Here is a 17,180-nt window from a genome sequence, read left to right as displayed (position 1 = left end):
ACATGCATCCAAGGCTTTAATATCCTGTTGCTTTTTGAATAATTCTATATTGATGAAACAAATCCCTCCAAGAAACATGACGGTTTCCAGCATTTAAAATGGTCCTATTATTCGTGACCAACTATTTTATGTTGGGAATATAAAAACATTCATTAAAAAAATAAAGACAGACAGAACTAAGCTGGTGAAATCCATCCTTTTATGTATACAAAAAAGCTGCCGGGCTTAGGCACGGCAGCTTTTCAAAGATTATTCTGTTTTGTCGCTATTCTGTTCAGTCTTCTTATTATAATTGTACTGTGATCGATCTACAGGGACAAAATCTTTAGGAGTGTAGAAACGTAAAAGGTCACCTTCTACAACCTTATCAGAGTAATTCAGGATGGTCTCAGTGATTTCCTTCTGATGTTTTGCTTCTTCTGTTTCCTCTATCACAGTGCCGGTTGTTGAGTCATAATACTTACCGTTGATGTAAGAGGTAGTTGGACTTACGAAATCACCATTTCGGAATGGCACTAGCTCATCGTGTTCTTCTGATAGTAAGTCTGTGCCCATTTGCAGGTATGGCTTTGTATCAATTCCCAATAAATGCATAAGAGTCGGCATCAGATCAATTTGTCCGCCATATTCATGCATTGTGCCACCTTTTACTCCAGGTACATGCATCAATAACGGTACGCGCTGAAGTCCGGCACTTTCAAATGGTGTTATTTCTTTGCCTAATACTTGCTCCATCGCCTTGTTATGATTATCGGAAATACCATAATGGTCACCGTACATGATTACCACTGTGTTATCGTACAATCCGGTTTCCTTTAGATAGTCAAAGAACTCTTTTAATGCCTCATCAGCATATCGTGCTGTCTGGAAGTATGAATCAACGGATGCATCTCCAGTAGTATGAGGTTCAATCGTTGTTTTTTCCTGATCCATATGATAAGGAAAATGGTTGGATACAGTAATGAACTTTGTATAAAATGGCTGTGGCAATGATTCGAGCATAGGTTGTGATTGCTTCAGGAAAGGCTTATCCATTAACCCATACTCTGCAAGATCTTCTTCATTCAATGTGTAATAGCTTGAATCAAAGAAGTTTTCATAGCCAAAAGATTTATAAATTTCATCACGGTTCCAGAACGATCCGTTGTTTCCGTGGAAAACAGCTGAACTGTATCCGTTTTGGCCTAAGATAGCCGGTGCGGCTTGATACGTATTCATTCCTTTAGTAGAGAATGCAGACCCTTGTGGGAGTCCGTATAGGGAATTTTCGAGAATGAATTCGGCATCAGATGTTTTCCCCTGAGCTGTCTGATGGAAAAAGTTATCAAAATACAGGGTATTTGCATCTCTTGTTAAAGAGTTCAAGAAAGGTGTTACTTCTTCACCGTGAAGTTTGTAGTCAATCAAGAAATTTTGCATTGATTCAAGGTGGAAGTATACAACATTCATTCCTTTTGCCGCACCGAAATATTCCGGATTCGGTTTTGCGTAATTTGTTCTCTGGTAATTGAGGATTTCAGTTAAATCATCCGTACTAGCCATTGCCCTTTTCATCGAGCCATTGACACTCTGTACAGCATCATAAACGGTATAGTTGTACATCCCCAAATACTTAACAATATAGTTGCGGTCGAAAGTTCTTGTCAGTAATTGTGGCCGATCTTTTTCTGCTAGTCCCAGGTTCACTGACATGATCAGGATGGCTGCGATAAATACAGTTGCAACACTTCTGCGGTTTACCATTCCGCTCGTACGCTCTTTTTTGAAAAACAATCCAACAGCTAATACAATGAGCGTGTCCAGGAAAAACAAAAAGTCATACGGTTTTAAAAGAGATGACACACTCGTGCTTACATCTCCAAAGTTTTGCGTCTGCGAAATTGTTGGAATCGTAATGAAATCACTAAAGAATCGGTAATACACAACATTTGCAAATAGTAAGAAGCTCAAAATAAAGTCAAAAACAATGAGCCATAAGAATTTCCTTTTTCTTGACAATAAAGAGAAACCTAAGAATAACATGACGGAACCTAACGGATTCAGAAACAATAAAAATTTTTGTAAGTTATTATCCAAGCCTAGTTTGAATTCTAAATGTTGTACTAGATATGTTTTCACCCATAATAAAACAACAGCTAGTAGGAAAAGGCTCATGTGGTTTTTATTAAATTTTTTAAACACCTTTTTCTCCCCGCTTTCTATCGTCTACTGTTTAAATAGCTTTTAAGATTATGCAAGCCATTCAAACATTCTATAAGATTTTTAAGCTAATGTAAAGTTATTTAATATTCTATAAAAAGACTGTAAATTTATCTTTCTATTATATACTAATCGAACAAGTAGTTTAGAAGTGATATTATGTATTCGCTTCTTTCTTTCCTATTATATGTATATCGGAGTAGCTGACTGCGGCGGCAAAAGTTTAGGAATTTGGCTCTGTTAAAATTAAATGGTGATCAGTAAACTTCAAAAACGTCTCCTATACATATAGACGAAAATTCCCCTGATATGTATTCCCTTCTTACATAAAAATAAACCATAACTAAAAATAAAAAAGGACTAAAATGATTTTTCTAGTTAGACTCAAATTGGCATAGCCTATAAAGGCAAAAAAAAGGAGCGGAAAACCCCGCTCCTTCCTTTCATGCTTATTTTCGGTTGCCTTTAAGATTGACTCCAATTGCTGCGCCATTTCTGCTTGAGTCTGCCACACCTTTAAACGTACCGTTTTCACGGTCGATCAAGATGCTTTGGACATTGCCAATTGTCGTCGGGCTAGAACCAAATTTATGGCCCATCGCATTCAGTTCGTTTATGGTATCAGTGCTGATACCTTCTTCAAATCGGTACGAATTAAGATTGTTGGTGTATATTCTAGGCTGTTCGACTGCTTCCTTCAGCTCCATATCATACTCGATTGCATGGAGGATGGTTTGCAGCACGGAGGTGATGATCGTCGGTCCTCCCGGGGAGCCAACCGTCAGGACTGGTTCGTCGTTTTCAAAAACGATCGTCGGTGTCATGCTGCTCAATGGACGTTTATTGGGCTGAACTTCATTGGCACCGCCAGGGACTGCGTCAAAGTCGGTCAATTCATTGTTCAGCATGAATCCATAACCAGGGACCATGATGCCCGTTCCAAACACCTGTTCAATCGTTGTTGTGTAGGAGACGACATTTCCCCATTTGTCAGCTACAGTAAAATGGGTTGTTTCTCCATACTGTCTGTCATTTGGCTGGCTTGTCTGTGAGTAATTGGCTTCTGAATTCTCATACTTCCAAGGGTCTCCGGCTGTTGGATTCTGGTTGACAGAATCAAGGCTGATCAACTCCTGGCGTTCCTTGATGTAATCAGGGTGAAGAAGTCCATTTACTGGAACATTGACGAATTCAGGATCTCCTGCGTATGCCGCGCGGTCAGCATATGCAAGATGCATGGCTTCGGCTAGAAGATGATATTTTTCTGTTGAATTGACATCATATTGGGACAGATTGTAACCATCCAATATTTTCAGCATTTGCAACAGGAAGACACCGCCTGAACTTGGGGGAGGCATGCTGGCAATTTTGTATCCCTGATAATCTCCCCAAACCGGCTCATCAACCGTCACATCATACTTTGCCAAATCCTCAGGAGTCATTGAGCCTCCGAAATCCTGGACCACATCGGCTAGTGCCTCTCCAATCTTTCCTTTATAAAGTGCATCTGTTCCTTTTGAACGAATCAGCTTAAACGTTTTAGCCAGGTCATCCTGAACAAGGACATCCCCCTCTTTTAGCGGTTTCCCGTCTGGCAAGAAAACCTCACCGGCTGCTGATCTTGACAACTTGTCCTGATTATCGGCAATCGCTTCTGCCAGGACTGAATCAATCGGGAATCCCTTGTCAGCCAGCTTGACGGCAGGACCGATCAACTGCTGGAGAGGACGCGTTCCCCACATATCAAGTGCTGTTTCAAGGCCCTTCAGTGTTCCTGGCACTCCGACTGCAGTTCCACCGGTCGAGCGTTCTCCAAAAGGAATCGGATTCCCATTTTCATCCAGGAACATATCTGGAGTCGCCCCTTCAGGAGCACGCTCCCGACTGTTGACGATGGTGGTTTCCTTTGTTTTACCGTCATAAACCATCATGAAACCGCCGCCGCCGATTCCGGACATCATCGGTTCTACTACGTTCAAGGCAAACTGAATCGCAACCGAAGCATCAATCGCGTTCCCGCCTTTGCGAAGTACCTCAGCACCTATCTCGGATGCAAGCGGATGGGCAGTCGCAACCATGCCATCCTTTCCTACATCAACCTGGCTGTACTGTTCATAACTGAACTCAGGTTTTTTAGCTAATCCAGTTGCAGGCATTGTACCGGCCAGCAATAACACACTGAGCAAAGCAAACAGCCCGGTACGTACGAATTTTTTCATATGATTCCCTCCTGTTCCAATTTGTTTACAATATAATGTTAGGGGAACGAAAGGAATAATAGCAAATATTTAACCGAATTTTCTTAATTTTAAATCTATTATACTAGTTGTTTTTGCCAAAGGGGTAATTAAGGGCTAGAGATGGTTAGGACAAAAGGACGATGGTTTCTGATTGCTGACCAAGTTAGCATTTTGGATCCACAATAAATAGCATGAACTCGCCTGCTACAAAAGCATAAGCTGCTAACCTCTTCTCCCTCTCCAAACACCGAGCTGATAGATACTAACTGAATAGAACAGGAGAATAGAAACGGAGATAATGCCCTGTTTATGGCTGCTCCAGATCCCAAGAATCGTTTTCAGAAGATCTCCCATAAGATAGAGAAAATAGATGTACACTACAAACATTGAAAGTGTCAAAAAGAATACAAAGCGAAGTAATCGTAAGAAAGTGATTTCACTGAAGAAAGATTTAGGGTATTTTTTCCCCTTCCTGGCAAGCCCTGTCTCAGCCAACAACCACACCCCTCTTTTCCGTTTTACAAAGCCATATGCTTTTACTATTCTTCCCGTTAAGTCAATTTCCTTTGAGTTCAGAAAAAAAAGCACGTTTGAACCGCTCTATTTTTCATACTATAATGAAGTAAAACAAATCAGGGAGAATATGCCATGAGCAAACATAAGATCTTTACAATGAGTGTCGCAAGTGTATATCCTCATTATGTGAAGAAGGCGGAAAGAAAAGGACGTACAAAAACTGAAGTGGATGAAATCATGCGTTGGATGACCGGTTATACCCAGGAAGAGTTGGAATCACAGCTGGAAAAACAGACAGACTTTGAGACCTTCTTCGCCGACGCTCCCCAACTTAATCCTTCAAGGACTTTAATCAAAGGTGTCATTTGCGGTGTTCGAGTGGAAGAAATCGAAGAACCGACCATGAGGGAAATTCGCTATTTGGACAAGCTGATCGATGAATTGGCAAAGGGAAAAGCGATGGAAAAGATTTTAAGGAAATAATCATTTAAGTAGAATAAAAGATGAATTTAAGAGATTAAAAAGAGACAAAACGAGAAAGAATTCTCAGTTTGTCTCTTTTTGTCACGTTTCGATATCCAATGCGCAAATCATAGGGATGGCTTAACCCATTCATCTGGGCAGCGTAAAAAATTCTTTACTTTCGCTGTAATTCCCCGCCAACCTTCCAAGCGGCTGAAGTTTCTCTAAATCAACTTTATAATTTCCAAGATAAAATTCATCACGGATATGGTAATTTACTACTCTTCCAATAATAAGATTGTCACTGCCAAGCGGGATAATTTGTTCAAGCTTACATTCAATATTAATCGGTGATTCTTTGATCCTCATCGGTTTTACCAAATCACTTTTAATGGCAGAAAGTCCTGCTTCATCAAATTCATTAATCTTTTCCGGAAGATTTTCTGAGCTTTTTTGCATTTCATTACCGAGTGGCGTACTAACAATATTGATGACAAATTCCTTGCTTGAACGAATATTAACCAATGTATCCTTTTCAGTGCCTTCTCTTTCACCTACCCCAGGTCCGATAGAAATACAAAGCATAGGGGGTTGTCTTGAAGCAACGGTAAAAAAACTAAATGGCGCGAGATTGTGCACGCCATCTTCAGAAATGGTTGAAACCCATGCTATTGGACGCGGAACAACTGAACCGGTCAATAGCTTATACATTTCCTTTGTAGAAAGGTCGTCAGGATTAAATTTCAATGAAGGCTCCTCCCTTTATGTCTCAGTTATCGTTGAAACTGATTGTTGCTGTTTTCTCAAAATAAAAAGCAAAATTAACACTGCTATCATCAAGCAGCTAATAAAATACCAGCCATACATATAGGTGCCGCTCCTGTCGATGAGATATCCGAATAAAGGCGGCATGATGATTACTCCGGCAGAACCGAATAAAATACTGAACCCACTCGAAATTCCAGCAAACTCCTTTGGGACAAGTTCAGAGGCCAAGTTCATCCAGATCCCATTGAAACCTGAAACGGCAAACCCAAATAGTAAGATAATTGGAACGAGCCCTATAAAAGGAGTATGCTGGGGTAAAAATGTTACGGTCACACTGCATATTGCCGTTATGATGGCAATCATGATCAAAATGATAATCCGTCTCCCATTAAAAATCCTGTCACTGATCATGCCCCATGCTACCCTGCCAGCTGAGCCGCTTACTTCAGAAATCAACAGCAGCATCCCTGACATGACGATAGAAAGGTGAAAGTGTTCATGTGCAAAGAGAACCAGGTATGTGGTTAAGCACATTTGTGAGCCATTCAGTCCAGTGGCACTGAGGCTTACTAATAAAAGCTGTTTATGTCGGAATAATTGTAATAGAGATCTAAACATACTTTTAATGGAACCCTGTTTGCTGGTTTGTGCTTCCAAAGGGTCCCGATAACCTTTAAACGCTGCGAATCCAATTATTATAAGCAGAAAACAGGCAAAAAAGAGAACTGGCCTCCACCCAAACGCTACTGCTGCAGGTAAGAGCAATAGACTCGCTAATGCTGCCCCTCCAGTTATCCCAGTTTGTTTAATTCCCATAGCGGTTCCCCGCTGTTTCAGTGAAAACCAGTATATGATTCCCCTATTCGTAACCGGATGCATGGCTCCATAGCCTAAACCGCCTATCATGACCAATATCATAATCAACGCAAAATGGGAACTCATCGTCATGAATAAAAAGCTGATTCCGGTACAAAGGGAAATAATCAATAACAGCTTTCTCGAACCGACGCGGTCAACCAAAAAACCTGCAGGAATAGAGCTTATCGACTGCCCTAAAAATAATGCAGAAGGAAGCAGCCCAATTTGCGCCTTTGAGAGGGAAAGGTCCATACCGATTAACACTCCCAGCGGTCCCAGGCTCCTTCCGATAAAAGCCACCATGATTTGAGCGGCAAGGAGCCATAACAGCATTCGCCATGGCTCCTTCACTTCAACCGCCTTATTTTTTAATAACAAATTCAATTGCATCATCTCTTTTATTAAAAGGATTTTTGTCTTTATGCCCTCATTTCCAGTACAGCCAGTTCTTCATCCTTAAGTGAAGATTTAGCTGTTGCAGGAATGATCAGTGAACCAACCAGGCATACAAAGAAGTTCAATCCTAATCCAAGGACCCCGCCATGGATCCCAAACACCGTTTTATGGCCAGTAAGAGTCAGGAAGCCAGCAAGTACTGCTCCCGCAAGCATTCCCCAAAACACAGCTTTTCCTGATAAGCGCTTCCAATAAAGTCCAAGGACGAAGGCAGGGAATACCTGAACAAGCAATTCAAACTTCAGTACAAAAATATCATACAATGTTCCTGGAGGATTCCATGCTATCCACAGCAATCCAAAGACTGCAATAATCCCGCCGATTTTTCCGACCATAACTTTTTTATGTTCGCTGGCGCCCGGGTTAATGAATTTTCCATAAACATCATTTGATAACATTGATGAAAAGCTTAATAATACAGAATCAGCAGTGGAAATAATCGCAGCCACAATTCCCCCAAAGAAGATGATCATCATCCAATAGAAGAAGGGATTAATTGCTGCAATATCATTAGCCATCAATCCAACTAGCTGCTCGGAACCACTCTTATCAAGACCCGGATACAGCATTAGACCAATGATACCTACAACGAATACAAGACCCGTTGTGATTGGCGGCATCCATGCCATTCTGGCAAAAGATTTCTTAAGGGTCCTCTCACTTTCAGCAGAGTAAATCCTCTGTACAGCATGAGGATAGATAGAAGCCCCAAGACCTACAAGAACTAGCATACTAAACCAGTTAATAGAAATATCCATTGTTGGTACCGCCACTTTTGCTGGCTCGGTGTCTGCAATAAATCTAGTAACATCCGGAAAGTGGCCGCCGACAAGGTAGAGGGCTCCGCCAAGGAATACAAATATACCAATCATAAGGATGATTCCCTGGAGGACGTCTGTGAACGCAACTGCCTTCATCCCGCCCATCCATTCGTAAACCAGCATAACTACAACAAAGACTAATACGGCAATTTCATAAGGGATGGTCCCGCCGGTCATTCCCGATACTGCCTGCCCGATTGCCACAAGCTGTTCAAGCAGATAGTTGCCGAGGCCCCACAGCATCAGGAATATACTTAATAATGTGACAGCCTTGGATTTAAATCTAAACTGGAGCCAGTCTGTCGGTGTTACGAAATTCTGACGTTTGGAAATGACATAGAGTCTAGGTGCGAAAAGCAAGTAAATGCCTATGATGATTGTCATGAAGGAAATGGACTGCAGCCATGAAAATCCCGTTCTGTAGGCTGTTGGTGCATAACCTACGATGGTATTTCCGCTGTATTGCGTAGCGTATAACGTAAAGAATAAGGCAATAAAACCAAGATTTTTTCCAGCTAAATAATAATTTGAAAGACTATGATGCAAATTTGTTTCTCCGCGACCGGAAAAATACCCGATTAATAACATGGCAATGGCAAATACACTCAAAATGATAATTCCATCTGGACCGGCAAAGGTTAGATTCATTTATTTGCCTCCTTCTTTTTATCTGCTTCTTCAATGTCCTCGACAATATTCCACTGTGTGATGCAGAGCCAGCTTGAATAACCACATAAAATAAGTGAAAAAACCAATGATACGAAAGCCCAAACCGGAAAGCCCAGGATAATCGGCTGAACATCGCCCTTAGGAAAATACCATGGCACGACCAGCAACACATTTAGAGCAAGCAGGATCCAAATCCATTTTTTACGAATAGGTTCCTTGATTTCCTTCGTTTTCATTACGCCACCCGCCTTTATAGTTATTAATTTATAGATCACACCATCGAATAAAAAATCCGATGCTGTTTCTCAAATTCTAGTAACTTCTCCACATCCTTAAGGGTTGTGCCAATCTCATCCAACCCTTCTATTAAAAGTTCCTTTCTATAAGCTTCAATTTCAAAGAAAGCAAAGACTCCATCAGAATCGCTGATTTTCTGCTCTTGTAAATCAACCGTTAATTTATATCCGGGTTTCTCAGAAGCATTCTTAAAAAGGCGATCAATCAATGATTCTTCTAAAACAATGGGCAACAGGCCGTTTTTAAAGGAATTGTTATAAAAGATATCCGCAAACGAAGGAGCCAAAATGACCTTGAATCCAAAGTCTGTCAGCGCCCAGGGTGCGTGCTCCCGAGAAGAACCGCAGCCAAAGTTTTTTCTGGTCAATAAAATGGATGCATCCTTGTACTCTGGATCATTAAGGACAAATCCAGGCTGTTCTCTCCATTCATGGAAAAGAAATTGTCCGTATCCCATACGTTCGATCCGTTTTAAAAATTGCTTTGGGATAATTGCGTCAGTATCAATATTCTCATGATCCAACGGAGCAACCTTTCCTGTGTGAATTACAAATGCCTCACTCAAGATCCTACCTCCTCATCCATTTTTACTTTCCAATTCCTAACATCGGTAAAGTACCCGGTGATCGCTGCAGCTGCCGCCATTTCCGGGCTGACTAAATGGGTTCTGGCCTTTCTGCCCTGGCGTCCTTCAAAGTTGCGGTTGGAAGTGGAGGCACATCGCTCTTCAGGAAGGACAATGTCATCATTCATCCCAAGGCACATACTGCAACCTGCCTCACGCCATTCGAAACCAGCATCGGTGAATATATTGTCAATCCCTTCTGCTTCAGCCTGCTCTTTTACAAGCTGAGACCCAGGGACGATAAGAGCACGGACATGTTCGTTCACCTTGTAACCGTTAACAATTTTTGCCGCTCTCCTCAAATCTTCTAGACGACTGTTTGTACATGACCCGATAAACACGGTGTCTATAGGGATTTCACTGATTGGAGTGTTAGGTTCAAGCCCCATATATTTGAGTGCCTTTTCCACACCCTTTCTTTTCCCTTCAGCAAAGTCATGCGGATTTGGAACACTTTCTGTAATTCCGCAAACCTGTCCAGGATTCGTTCCCCAGGTAACCTGCGGGACAACAGTGGAGGCATCAAACTGAACTTCTAAATCAAATCGCGCATCCTCATCAGTATAGAGCTGATTCCAGAATAACTCTGCTTCACTCCATTCTTCCCCTTGAGGTGCAAACTCCCTTCCTTTCAAATAGTCAAGTGTCGTTTGATCTGGTGCAATTAAACCTGCCCGTGCCCCGAATTCAATGGACATATTACAGATAGTCATTCTCTCTTCCATCGTAAGCGCTTTAATCGCTTCCCCACGATATTCAACAACATATCCTGTAGCAAAGTCGTGCCCGAATTTTCCGATGATGGCTAGAATTAAATCTTTGGCAGCTGTACCAAGTGGAAGATTCCCTTCGATGTTTATTGCAAGTGTCTTAGCCTTATATTGTTTAAGTGTCTGAGTTGCCAGAACATGTTCCACTTCACTTGTTCCAATGCCAAAAGCCAATGCTCCAAAGGCTCCATGTGTAGAGGTATGGCTATCCCCGCAGACTATTGTTTGTCCTGGCTGCGTAAGGCCAAGCTCAGGTGCCATCACATGAACAATCCCCTGATTAGGACTGAATAAGTCAAACAGCTTAATACCAAACTCCCTGCAGTTTTCAGCCAATGCTTCAACTTGCTTTTTTGCAATCTCATCTTTAATAGGAAGCAACCTATTCCTGGTTGGGATACTATGATCCATTGTCGCAATGGTTAAATCTGGCCTTCTTACCTTCCTGTTTTTGAGTCTTAGTCCCTCAAAAGCCTGAGGGGATGTCACTTCATGAACGAGATGCAAATCAATATACAGAATAGTAGGTTTCCCAGTTTCCTCTTTGACAGTATGCCTCTCCCAAATCTTTTCATATAAGGTCTTTCCCAACGTTCTCCCCTCCTTAGATTACATTTCGGTCCCGAAGCTCACTTATTTTTGCTTCATCAAATTTAAGCAATCCTGTGTATACCTCTTCGTTGTGTTTTCCCATCGTTTCGGCTCCTACTTCCTTCACCTGGCCCGGGGTTCGGCTAAGTTTCGGTACTACACCTGGCATTGGGAACTCACCAAGCTGAGGATGTTCCATCTTAATGATCATTTCACGTGCCTGGTAATGTGGATCCTCTAGAATATCCTTGGCGGAATAAATCAGGCCAGATGGCACCCCCTTCTCGTCCAGTCTTTTGAGTGCTTCTTTAGCCGTTAGTGATTTAGTCCACTCCTCGATCAGCATATCGAGAACCTTCATGTTTTCACCGCGGGCATGGTGTGTGGAAAACCTCGGATCATCAGACAGCTCAGGCTGTTCCATGGCTTCGCATAGTCTTCGAAATACACCATCCGCATTGGCTCCGATTACGATGTATGTTTTATCTCCTGTAAAATAAATATTGGATGGTGCCACACCAGGCAGGATATTGCCCATTCGCTCCCTTATATAACCAGCCAGCAAGTAATCCGGAATGATGCTTTCCATGACTGAAAAGACGGATTCATATAAAGCGGTATCTACGACCTGCCCCTTGCCTGATCTGCCTCTTTCATGCAGGGCCACAAGACAGCCTATTGTCGCAAATAACGCAGTCAATGTATCACCGATGGAAACACCGACACGAGAGGGTGGCCTGTCTTCGAACCCGGTCACATAACGGAGTCCCCCCATTGCTTCCCCCACACTGCCAAAGCCTGCCCGGTTCTTGTACGGCCCAGACTGTCCAAAACCTGAAGTACGCACCATGATTAATTTTGGATTGATCTCCGACAGTGTTTCATAAGATAAATTCCACTTCTCCATGGTTCCTGGCCTGAAGTTCTCTATAATAATGTCTGCTTCCTTAACCAATTCCTTTAATATTTCCTGGCCTTCTTCTACTCTCAGATTAAGCGTAATGGATTTTTTGTTCCTCGATTGAATAGGCCACCAGAGGCCGACTCCATCTTTTGACTTCCCCCAGCTTCTCATAGGATCGGATTTTCCCGGAGGCTCTACCTTGATTACTTCCGCTCCAAAATCACCTAAGAGTCTTCCTGTAAAAGGTCCAGCTAAAAGAGTTCCTAACTCAATGACCCTTATGTTTGAAAGTGGTAATGCTGCATTAACTTCTGCCAATTTACTACCTCCTTGCAATTGATTAAACAATGACAAAATTCTGAAATCTTACGAAAATCATAATCCTTTGTATACAATAAATCAAGAATTTATTTTTAGTTTTTTAAAATCACCAATATTTTCAACGTTCTCTGTATATTTGTCAGAAAAATCTTGCAATAATTAAAAGCTTTTGTATACAATGGTACTGAGGTGTTGAAATGAGTGCATATGAATTTATTAAAGACGCAATCCTTACCGGTAAATTTGAACCCGGCTTGCGGCTTACAGAGGAATCTTTAGCCAAGGAATTAAATATTAGCCGAACTCCTGTCAGAGAAGCGATAAAACAATTAGAATCTGAAGGATTAATCATTTCTTTAAAACGCGGAGTGAGTGTGCGCCAATTCACTCAAGAAGATATTAGGCAGATTTATGACCTGCGCACCCTGCTGGAGGGTTATGCAGCTGGGCAGGCGGCCATTCACAGGAATGATGAGAATATTGCCAAAATCAAGGAAGCAAATCTTTTTTATGAAAAAGCCATCGAAAGCTATATTGAAAATAAATCCTCTACGATTGAACAGATTGTCCATGCAAATCAACAATTTCACGAAGCAATTGTTACTGCTTCAAAAAATGAGCACATCTATTTCCATATTTCAAAAGTAGTGGTTGTACCCTTAGTTTTCCGTTCTTTTTATTGGTACGATTCTTCCAAGCTCCGCAGGTCCCTTGATACACATAAAACGATTTTGGATGCAATAGTGCAACGAGATTCAGATAGAGCGAAAATCGCCATGCATGAGCATGTTTACCAGGGGCGTGATATTGTCATGGCGCACTTGGAAGATATAAAAAATGAATATGTTATGAAGGAGGATGCTTAATGCTGGAAATTTGCGAGGTAGGTCCTAGGGATGGTCTGCAAAATGAGAAAAAAATTCTATCCACAGAAACCAAAGTGACATTGATAGGGAAGTTGATCGATTCTGGAATTACCTATATAGAAGCTGTTTCATTCGTAAACCCAAGGGTTGTTCCCCAAATGGCGGATGCCGAGGAAGTAATGAATCAAGTTCCCAAATCCAATGGAATTACCTATGCAGGTTTAGTTTTAAGCAAGTCAGGTCTCGAACGGGCCGTAAAGACAGACATCGATGTGATTCATATAGTGACGACAACGAGTGATACCTTTAATTTAAAAAACGCCCGCAGGACTGTTGAAGAAGCAACTCAGGAGTTAACCTCGGTAATGAAGGCAGGAATCAGTGCTGGAAAGAGAGCAGTGGGTGTATTGGGCACAGCATTTGGCTGCCCATATGAAGGTAATGTCCCTTTTGACAGGGTTCTAAAAACGGCTGAAGCCTTCCTTGAAGCCGGCTTCGAAAAAATTACTCTAGCTGATACAACAGGCATGGCAAACCCAGCCCAGGTTCAAGCAGCTGTATCGGAGTTTACTAAAGCGTTTGGCACATCAATCCCTCTTGGCCTTCATTTCCATAATACCAGAGGCTTAGGCCTGGCTAATATTCTTGCCGGATATAACGCAGGAATACGTTCATTCGATTCCTCTATCGCAGGTCTAGGCGGATGCCCTTTTGCTCCTAATGCAGTCGGAAATGTTTGTACCGAGGATATGGTCAATATGTTCCACAGCATGGGAATCCATACTGGAACTAAATTGGAAGAATTGATTGAAATCGCGCAATGGATGGAACACAATATGGAACGTCCATTAGCTGGGATGTTAATGAAAGCAGGGGTTTGTTCGGCGTAATTTAAACCGCTGGATTATAGTCTAAACAAGCAGCCTGAAAGTCAAGAGTCCGATTCGAAATCGAATCGGACTTTTGACTTTTAAATTCGCTGTTTTCACTTTTCTTCATTGAAAAATTTGAGACCTTCTCAACATTTGCAAAAAAACGGCCCGATCCACCCATGTTCATGGGTGACGACAAATGTCCACTTAAATTCTCGATCGACAATATATAAATCGGCATGCTCCCCATCAGCCAACAGAAGGTCCTCTGCCTTCAAATCGGATGCTTCCTCTACAAGGAATACCTCATCCGCATGTTGGAAGAATATCAGGCAAGTATTTTTATATTGTTGATTGAATGCCAGTACCGCTTGTTCTTCCTTCTCACACACTCTCTTTTCATAACTGAACACATGCCATAGAAATCCGCTTGAGCCGCTATCTGTATGGAGATGAATCTGCTTTTTTTCCATAGGACTCAAATGCGATACGAATGCTTCCTCCCATTTTTTTCTTAAATCGTTCCCGTATTCTTTTGTTTTGCTGACTTGTATTTTTTTGCTTTTTAGTTTGTGAAAGAAGTCCATGCCTTGCCTCCTGTTTACTATCCATTACTACATCATTCGCCTTTTGGATAGATTAATCCTCTTATGAATTGTAACTGAAAGTTGAGGTTGTGTTTATTTTCATAGTTTATGATGTTCAATGTTCAGTACTCGTTCTAATCTCCCCTAACCCCTTAAATTCCCAGAACGAGTGCTGAAGGTAAACTCGATACAGTAACGAACATAGGAGGCTATTATTCATGAAGAAATTGCTTTATTCCATCACCGACTGGGTTTCAACGAAACGCGGGATGTGGATTATGATCATCGCCTGGCTAGTGTTGATGGTTGGCTTGAGTGCAGGCCCTCAGCTTGGCGATTACAAAGTGAACAACTTTCAATCTCTCCCGGATGATGCAAAATCGATCATCGCGCAAAATAAAACGGAGGATTTTTTCCCGAATGAACAGGGCACGCCGGGTATTCTTGTATTCCATAATGAAAAAGGGGACATCAATCTTGATGAAGTGAATCAAATCCTCGATGGCATTATTTCTGAGAATATCGAAGGAATCAGAAACATCGTTGATACCCGCTCTCTCCCGCCTCAGGCGCTAAGCGGTTTTATTTCCGAGGATAAATCGACGATGATTGTCCCGATGGAACTGGAACAGGGATTGGGCAATGATGAGTATGCTAAGATCAATGACCGTGCAACCGAAATTGGCACAGGTATCGCCGACAAGCTTGAAAGCACTTCTTTCTATATTACTGGTCCTGCAGGAATTGCTGGGGATACCATTAAGCTGTTTGAACGGGCAGATTTCATGTTGTTACTTGCTACAGTCGGAATCATCCTGATCCTGTTGATTGTCATTTATCGTTCACCTTTGCTGGCGATTATTCCTTTATTGGCGACAGTCATCGTGTATCAGGTTGTGAACCAGAGTGTTGCCCTTATGGGTGCAGGAGGATTGGAGATCAATAACCAAACGACCTCAATCATGAGCATCCTGCTTTTCGCAGCAGTCATTGACTATTCTTTATTTGTCTTCTCGCGTTTCCGCGAAGAGCTGAACCATTACGAAAATAAATTCGATGCCATGAAGCATGCAATGCGTGCAACAGGGGAGCCTGTCTTTTTTGCCGGCGGAACCGTGCTGGCTGCGATGCTTGTGCTTCTGTTCGCCGATTTCCGCGATTATCAGAACTTTGCTCCGATTTTCGGAACAGCTATGTTCTTCATCATGCTCGCTTCCGTTACCCTGGTGCCTGCATTGTTCACCCTATTCGGACGCAAGGCTTTCTGGCCTAAGGTTCCTAGGTATGGGAAGGAAACAGAAGTTAAGCATGGGGTCTGGGGACCGATTGCCAAATTTGTAGTCAACAAACCTGGCCTTTCCGGAGGGATTGTCGGAATTTTGCTCGTCCTTTCCGCGTTGAATGTCTTCAATCTTGACTATGAATTCGACATGGTGAAAAGCTTCCCTGAAGATTTGCCTTCCCGTGTCGGTTATGAAATAGTGGAACAGAGATATGATAAGGGAGAACTTGCCCCTACCACGCTGTTGATTGAAAGCGACAATAAGTTAACTGAAGAAAATGTTAAGGAAATCTCAGATACATTGAATGATGAAAAAGAAATTGCTTCGGTTCGTCCGGCAGGATTAACAGAAAATGGCGAAGCGGCAAAATTCAGCATTGCACTCGATATGAATCCATACTCAATAGAAGCAATGGACTACATCGAAAAACTAAGGGACGATCCCCCTCAAATACTCGATGATTTAGGGCTGAACGCTGACGCTTATTTCAGCGGGATCACGCCGAAGCTTGTCGATGAGCGAGAAGTCAACAACGGTGACATCCTTAAGATCGTCCTGCTGGAAACAGCTCTGATCCTTGGTTTGCTCGTTGTCCTGACACGAAGTGTGAAAATGTCCATTTACATGATGGCCACCATCCTGCTTTCGTATGTATCTGCGCTTGGCCTCGGTGTATTCCTGATTGACGCCCTGTTCGGATATGATGCGATCAGCACACGTGTTCCGGTATATGCTTTTATCTTCCTTGTGGCCCTGGGAATCGATTATAATATTATTCTGGCTTCCCGTTTTATCGAAGAACGTAAGAATCACAAAGTGAAAGATGCTTTGGAAATTTCCATTCGCAACACGGGCGGTGTCATTTCATCAGCAGGGGTCATTTTGGCGGCTACATTCGCTGCTCTGACAACAATGCCAATCGCTGACCTGTTCATTTTTGGATTCATGGTCGCTGTCGGCATCCTGATCGACACCTTCCTGGTCCGCGGCATGCTTTTACCGGCACTAATCCTTTTCTTTGAAAAAGATAAACAAACAAGTCCTGAGATTCAATAAGGAACGGAGAGGCCTCCTC

General features: G+C 42.2%; 15 protein-coding genes. 4 read left to right on the top strand and 11 right to left on the bottom strand.

What is annotated here, in order from left to right; all coding sequences use genetic code 11:
* Positions 1-249: 249 nt before the first annotated feature.
* From ltaS to QNH36_RS11165, 3 genes are all read right to left on the bottom strand, one after another.
* The gene (gene ltaS / locus QNH36_RS11175) at positions 250-2,154 is read right to left on the bottom strand and encodes a lipoteichoic acid synthase (RefSeq protein WP_283905401.1); all 1,905 of its coding nucleotides are present in this window, start codon (positions 2,152-2,154) and stop codon (positions 250-252) included.
* Between the two features lie 494 nt (positions 2,155-2,648).
* Positions 2,649-4,418: a gamma-glutamyltransferase gene (gene ggt / locus QNH36_RS11170; RefSeq protein ID WP_283905233.1), complete on the bottom strand. Its 1,770-nt coding sequence runs from the start codon at positions 4,416-4,418 to the stop codon at positions 2,649-2,651.
* Positions 4,419-4,661: 243 nt separating this feature from the next.
* Complete coding sequence (locus tag QNH36_RS11165) at positions 4,662-4,934, bottom strand: hypothetical protein (RefSeq protein WP_144475699.1); 273 nt, start codon at positions 4,932-4,934, stop codon at positions 4,662-4,664.
* 153 nt (positions 4,935-5,087) lie between these two features.
* Here QNH36_RS11165 and QNH36_RS11160 point away from each other — a divergent pair, with 153 nt between their 5' ends.
* On the top strand, positions 5,088-5,438 hold the full coding sequence (locus QNH36_RS11160; protein ID WP_144475700.1) for a DUF2200 domain-containing protein: 351 nt from the start codon (positions 5,088-5,090) through the stop codon (positions 5,436-5,438).
* Between the two features lie 129 nt (positions 5,439-5,567).
* Here QNH36_RS11160 and QNH36_RS11155 read toward each other — a convergent pair whose 3' ends face one another.
* Genes QNH36_RS11155 through QNH36_RS11125 form a run of 7 tightly spaced genes read right to left on the bottom strand, consistent with a single transcriptional unit; the run spans position 5,568 to position 12,494 of the window.
* The gene (locus QNH36_RS11155; protein ID WP_283905232.1) at positions 5,568-6,164 is read right to left on the bottom strand and encodes a flavin reductase family protein; all 597 of its coding nucleotides are present in this window, start codon (positions 6,162-6,164) and stop codon (positions 5,568-5,570) included.
* Positions 6,165-6,179: 15 nt separating this feature from the next.
* Positions 6,180-7,427, bottom strand: a complete 1,248-nt coding sequence (locus tag QNH36_RS11150; protein WP_481825310.1) for an MFS transporter — start codon at positions 7,425-7,427, stop codon at positions 6,180-6,182.
* A gap of 35 nt (positions 7,428-7,462) precedes the next feature.
* Positions 7,463-8,968, bottom strand: a complete 1,506-nt coding sequence (locus QNH36_RS11145) for a sodium:solute symporter family protein (protein WP_251541497.1) — start codon at positions 8,966-8,968, stop codon at positions 7,463-7,465.
* A complete protein-coding gene (locus QNH36_RS11140; RefSeq protein ID WP_251541499.1) occupies positions 8,965-9,225 on the bottom strand; it encodes a hypothetical protein in 261 nt (86 codons plus the stop codon). The genes QNH36_RS11145 and QNH36_RS11140 overlap by 4 nt, the downstream gene beginning before the upstream one ends.
* Before the next feature lie 35 nt (positions 9,226-9,260).
* Entirely contained in the window at positions 9,261-9,851 is a 591-nt protein-coding gene (gene leuD / locus QNH36_RS11135) for a 3-isopropylmalate dehydratase small subunit (protein WP_283905231.1), read from the bottom strand.
* Positions 9,848-11,272 (bottom strand): 3-isopropylmalate dehydratase large subunit, encoded by a 1,425-nt coding sequence (gene leuC, locus QNH36_RS11130; RefSeq protein WP_283905230.1) that lies wholly within the window; start codon positions 11,270-11,272, stop codon positions 9,848-9,850. Before leuC ends, leuD begins: the two co-directional genes overlap by 4 nt.
* Positions 11,273-11,285: 13 nt before the next feature.
* On the bottom strand, positions 11,286-12,494 hold the full coding sequence (locus QNH36_RS11125; RefSeq protein WP_251541505.1) for a CaiB/BaiF CoA transferase family protein: 1,209 nt from the start codon (positions 12,492-12,494) through the stop codon (positions 11,286-11,288).
* A 200-nt stretch (positions 12,495-12,694) separates the two neighbouring features.
* Between QNH36_RS11125 and QNH36_RS11120 the strand changes: the two genes are divergently transcribed.
* Together QNH36_RS11120 and QNH36_RS11115 are read left to right on the top strand one after the other, a co-directional pair.
* Positions 12,695-13,363, top strand: coding sequence for a GntR family transcriptional regulator (locus tag QNH36_RS11120; protein WP_283905229.1), 669 nt, complete (start codon positions 12,695-12,697; stop codon positions 13,361-13,363).
* Positions 13,363-14,253, top strand: coding sequence for a hydroxymethylglutaryl-CoA lyase (locus tag QNH36_RS11115; protein WP_283905228.1), 891 nt, complete (start codon positions 13,363-13,365; stop codon positions 14,251-14,253). The genes QNH36_RS11120 and QNH36_RS11115 overlap by 1 nt, the downstream gene beginning before the upstream one ends.
* 128 nt (positions 14,254-14,381) lie before the next feature.
* On the opposite strand, the gene QNH36_RS11110 is transcribed toward QNH36_RS11115, so the two are convergent.
* Complete coding sequence (locus QNH36_RS11110; protein WP_283905227.1) at positions 14,382-14,822, bottom strand: DUF4275 family protein; 441 nt, start codon at positions 14,820-14,822, stop codon at positions 14,382-14,384.
* Between the two features lie 218 nt (positions 14,823-15,040).
* Between QNH36_RS11110 and QNH36_RS11105 the strand changes: the two genes are divergently transcribed.
* Entirely contained in the window at positions 15,041-17,161 is a 2,121-nt protein-coding gene (locus QNH36_RS11105; RefSeq protein ID WP_283905226.1) for an MMPL family transporter, read from the top strand.
* Positions 17,162-17,180: the final 19 nt, after the last annotated feature.

The sequence above is a fragment of the Mesobacillus sp. AQ2 genome, assembly GCF_030122805.1.
Taxonomy (GTDB): domain Bacteria; phylum Bacillota; class Bacilli; order Bacillales; family Cytobacillaceae; genus Mesobacillus; species Mesobacillus oceanisediminis_A.
The sequence above is the reverse complement of the archived record's forward strand: the minus strand, read 5'-3'. Positions and strand labels throughout refer to the sequence as shown.

Coding starts and splice junctions, on each gene's coding strand:
- QNH36_RS11145 (WP_251541497.1), bottom strand. CDS start 8,968: ATGAATCTAACCTTTGCCGGTCCAGATGGAATTATCATTTTGAGTGTA.
- ltaS (WP_283905401.1), bottom strand. CDS start 2,154: ATGAGCCTTTTCCTACTAGCTGTTGTTTTATTATGGGTGAAAACATAT.
- QNH36_RS11160 (WP_144475700.1), top strand. CDS start 5,088: ATGAGCAAACATAAGATCTTTACAATGAGTGTCGCAAGTGTATATCCT.
- QNH36_RS11115 (WP_283905228.1), top strand. CDS start 13,363: ATGCTGGAAATTTGCGAGGTAGGTCCTAGGGATGGTCTGCAAAATGAG.
- ggt (WP_283905233.1), bottom strand. CDS start 4,418: ATGAAAAAATTCGTACGTACCGGGCTGTTTGCTTTGCTCAGTGTGTTA.
- QNH36_RS11105 (WP_283905226.1), top strand. CDS start 15,041: ATGAAGAAATTGCTTTATTCCATCACCGACTGGGTTTCAACGAAACGC.
- QNH36_RS11110 (WP_283905227.1), bottom strand. CDS start 14,822: ATGGACTTCTTTCACAAACTAAAAAGCAAAAAAATACAAGTCAGCAAA.
- QNH36_RS11120 (WP_283905229.1), top strand. CDS start 12,695: ATGAGTGCATATGAATTTATTAAAGACGCAATCCTTACCGGTAAATTT.
- QNH36_RS11140 (WP_251541499.1), bottom strand. CDS start 9,225: ATGAAAACGAAGGAAATCAAGGAACCTATTCGTAAAAAATGGATTTGG.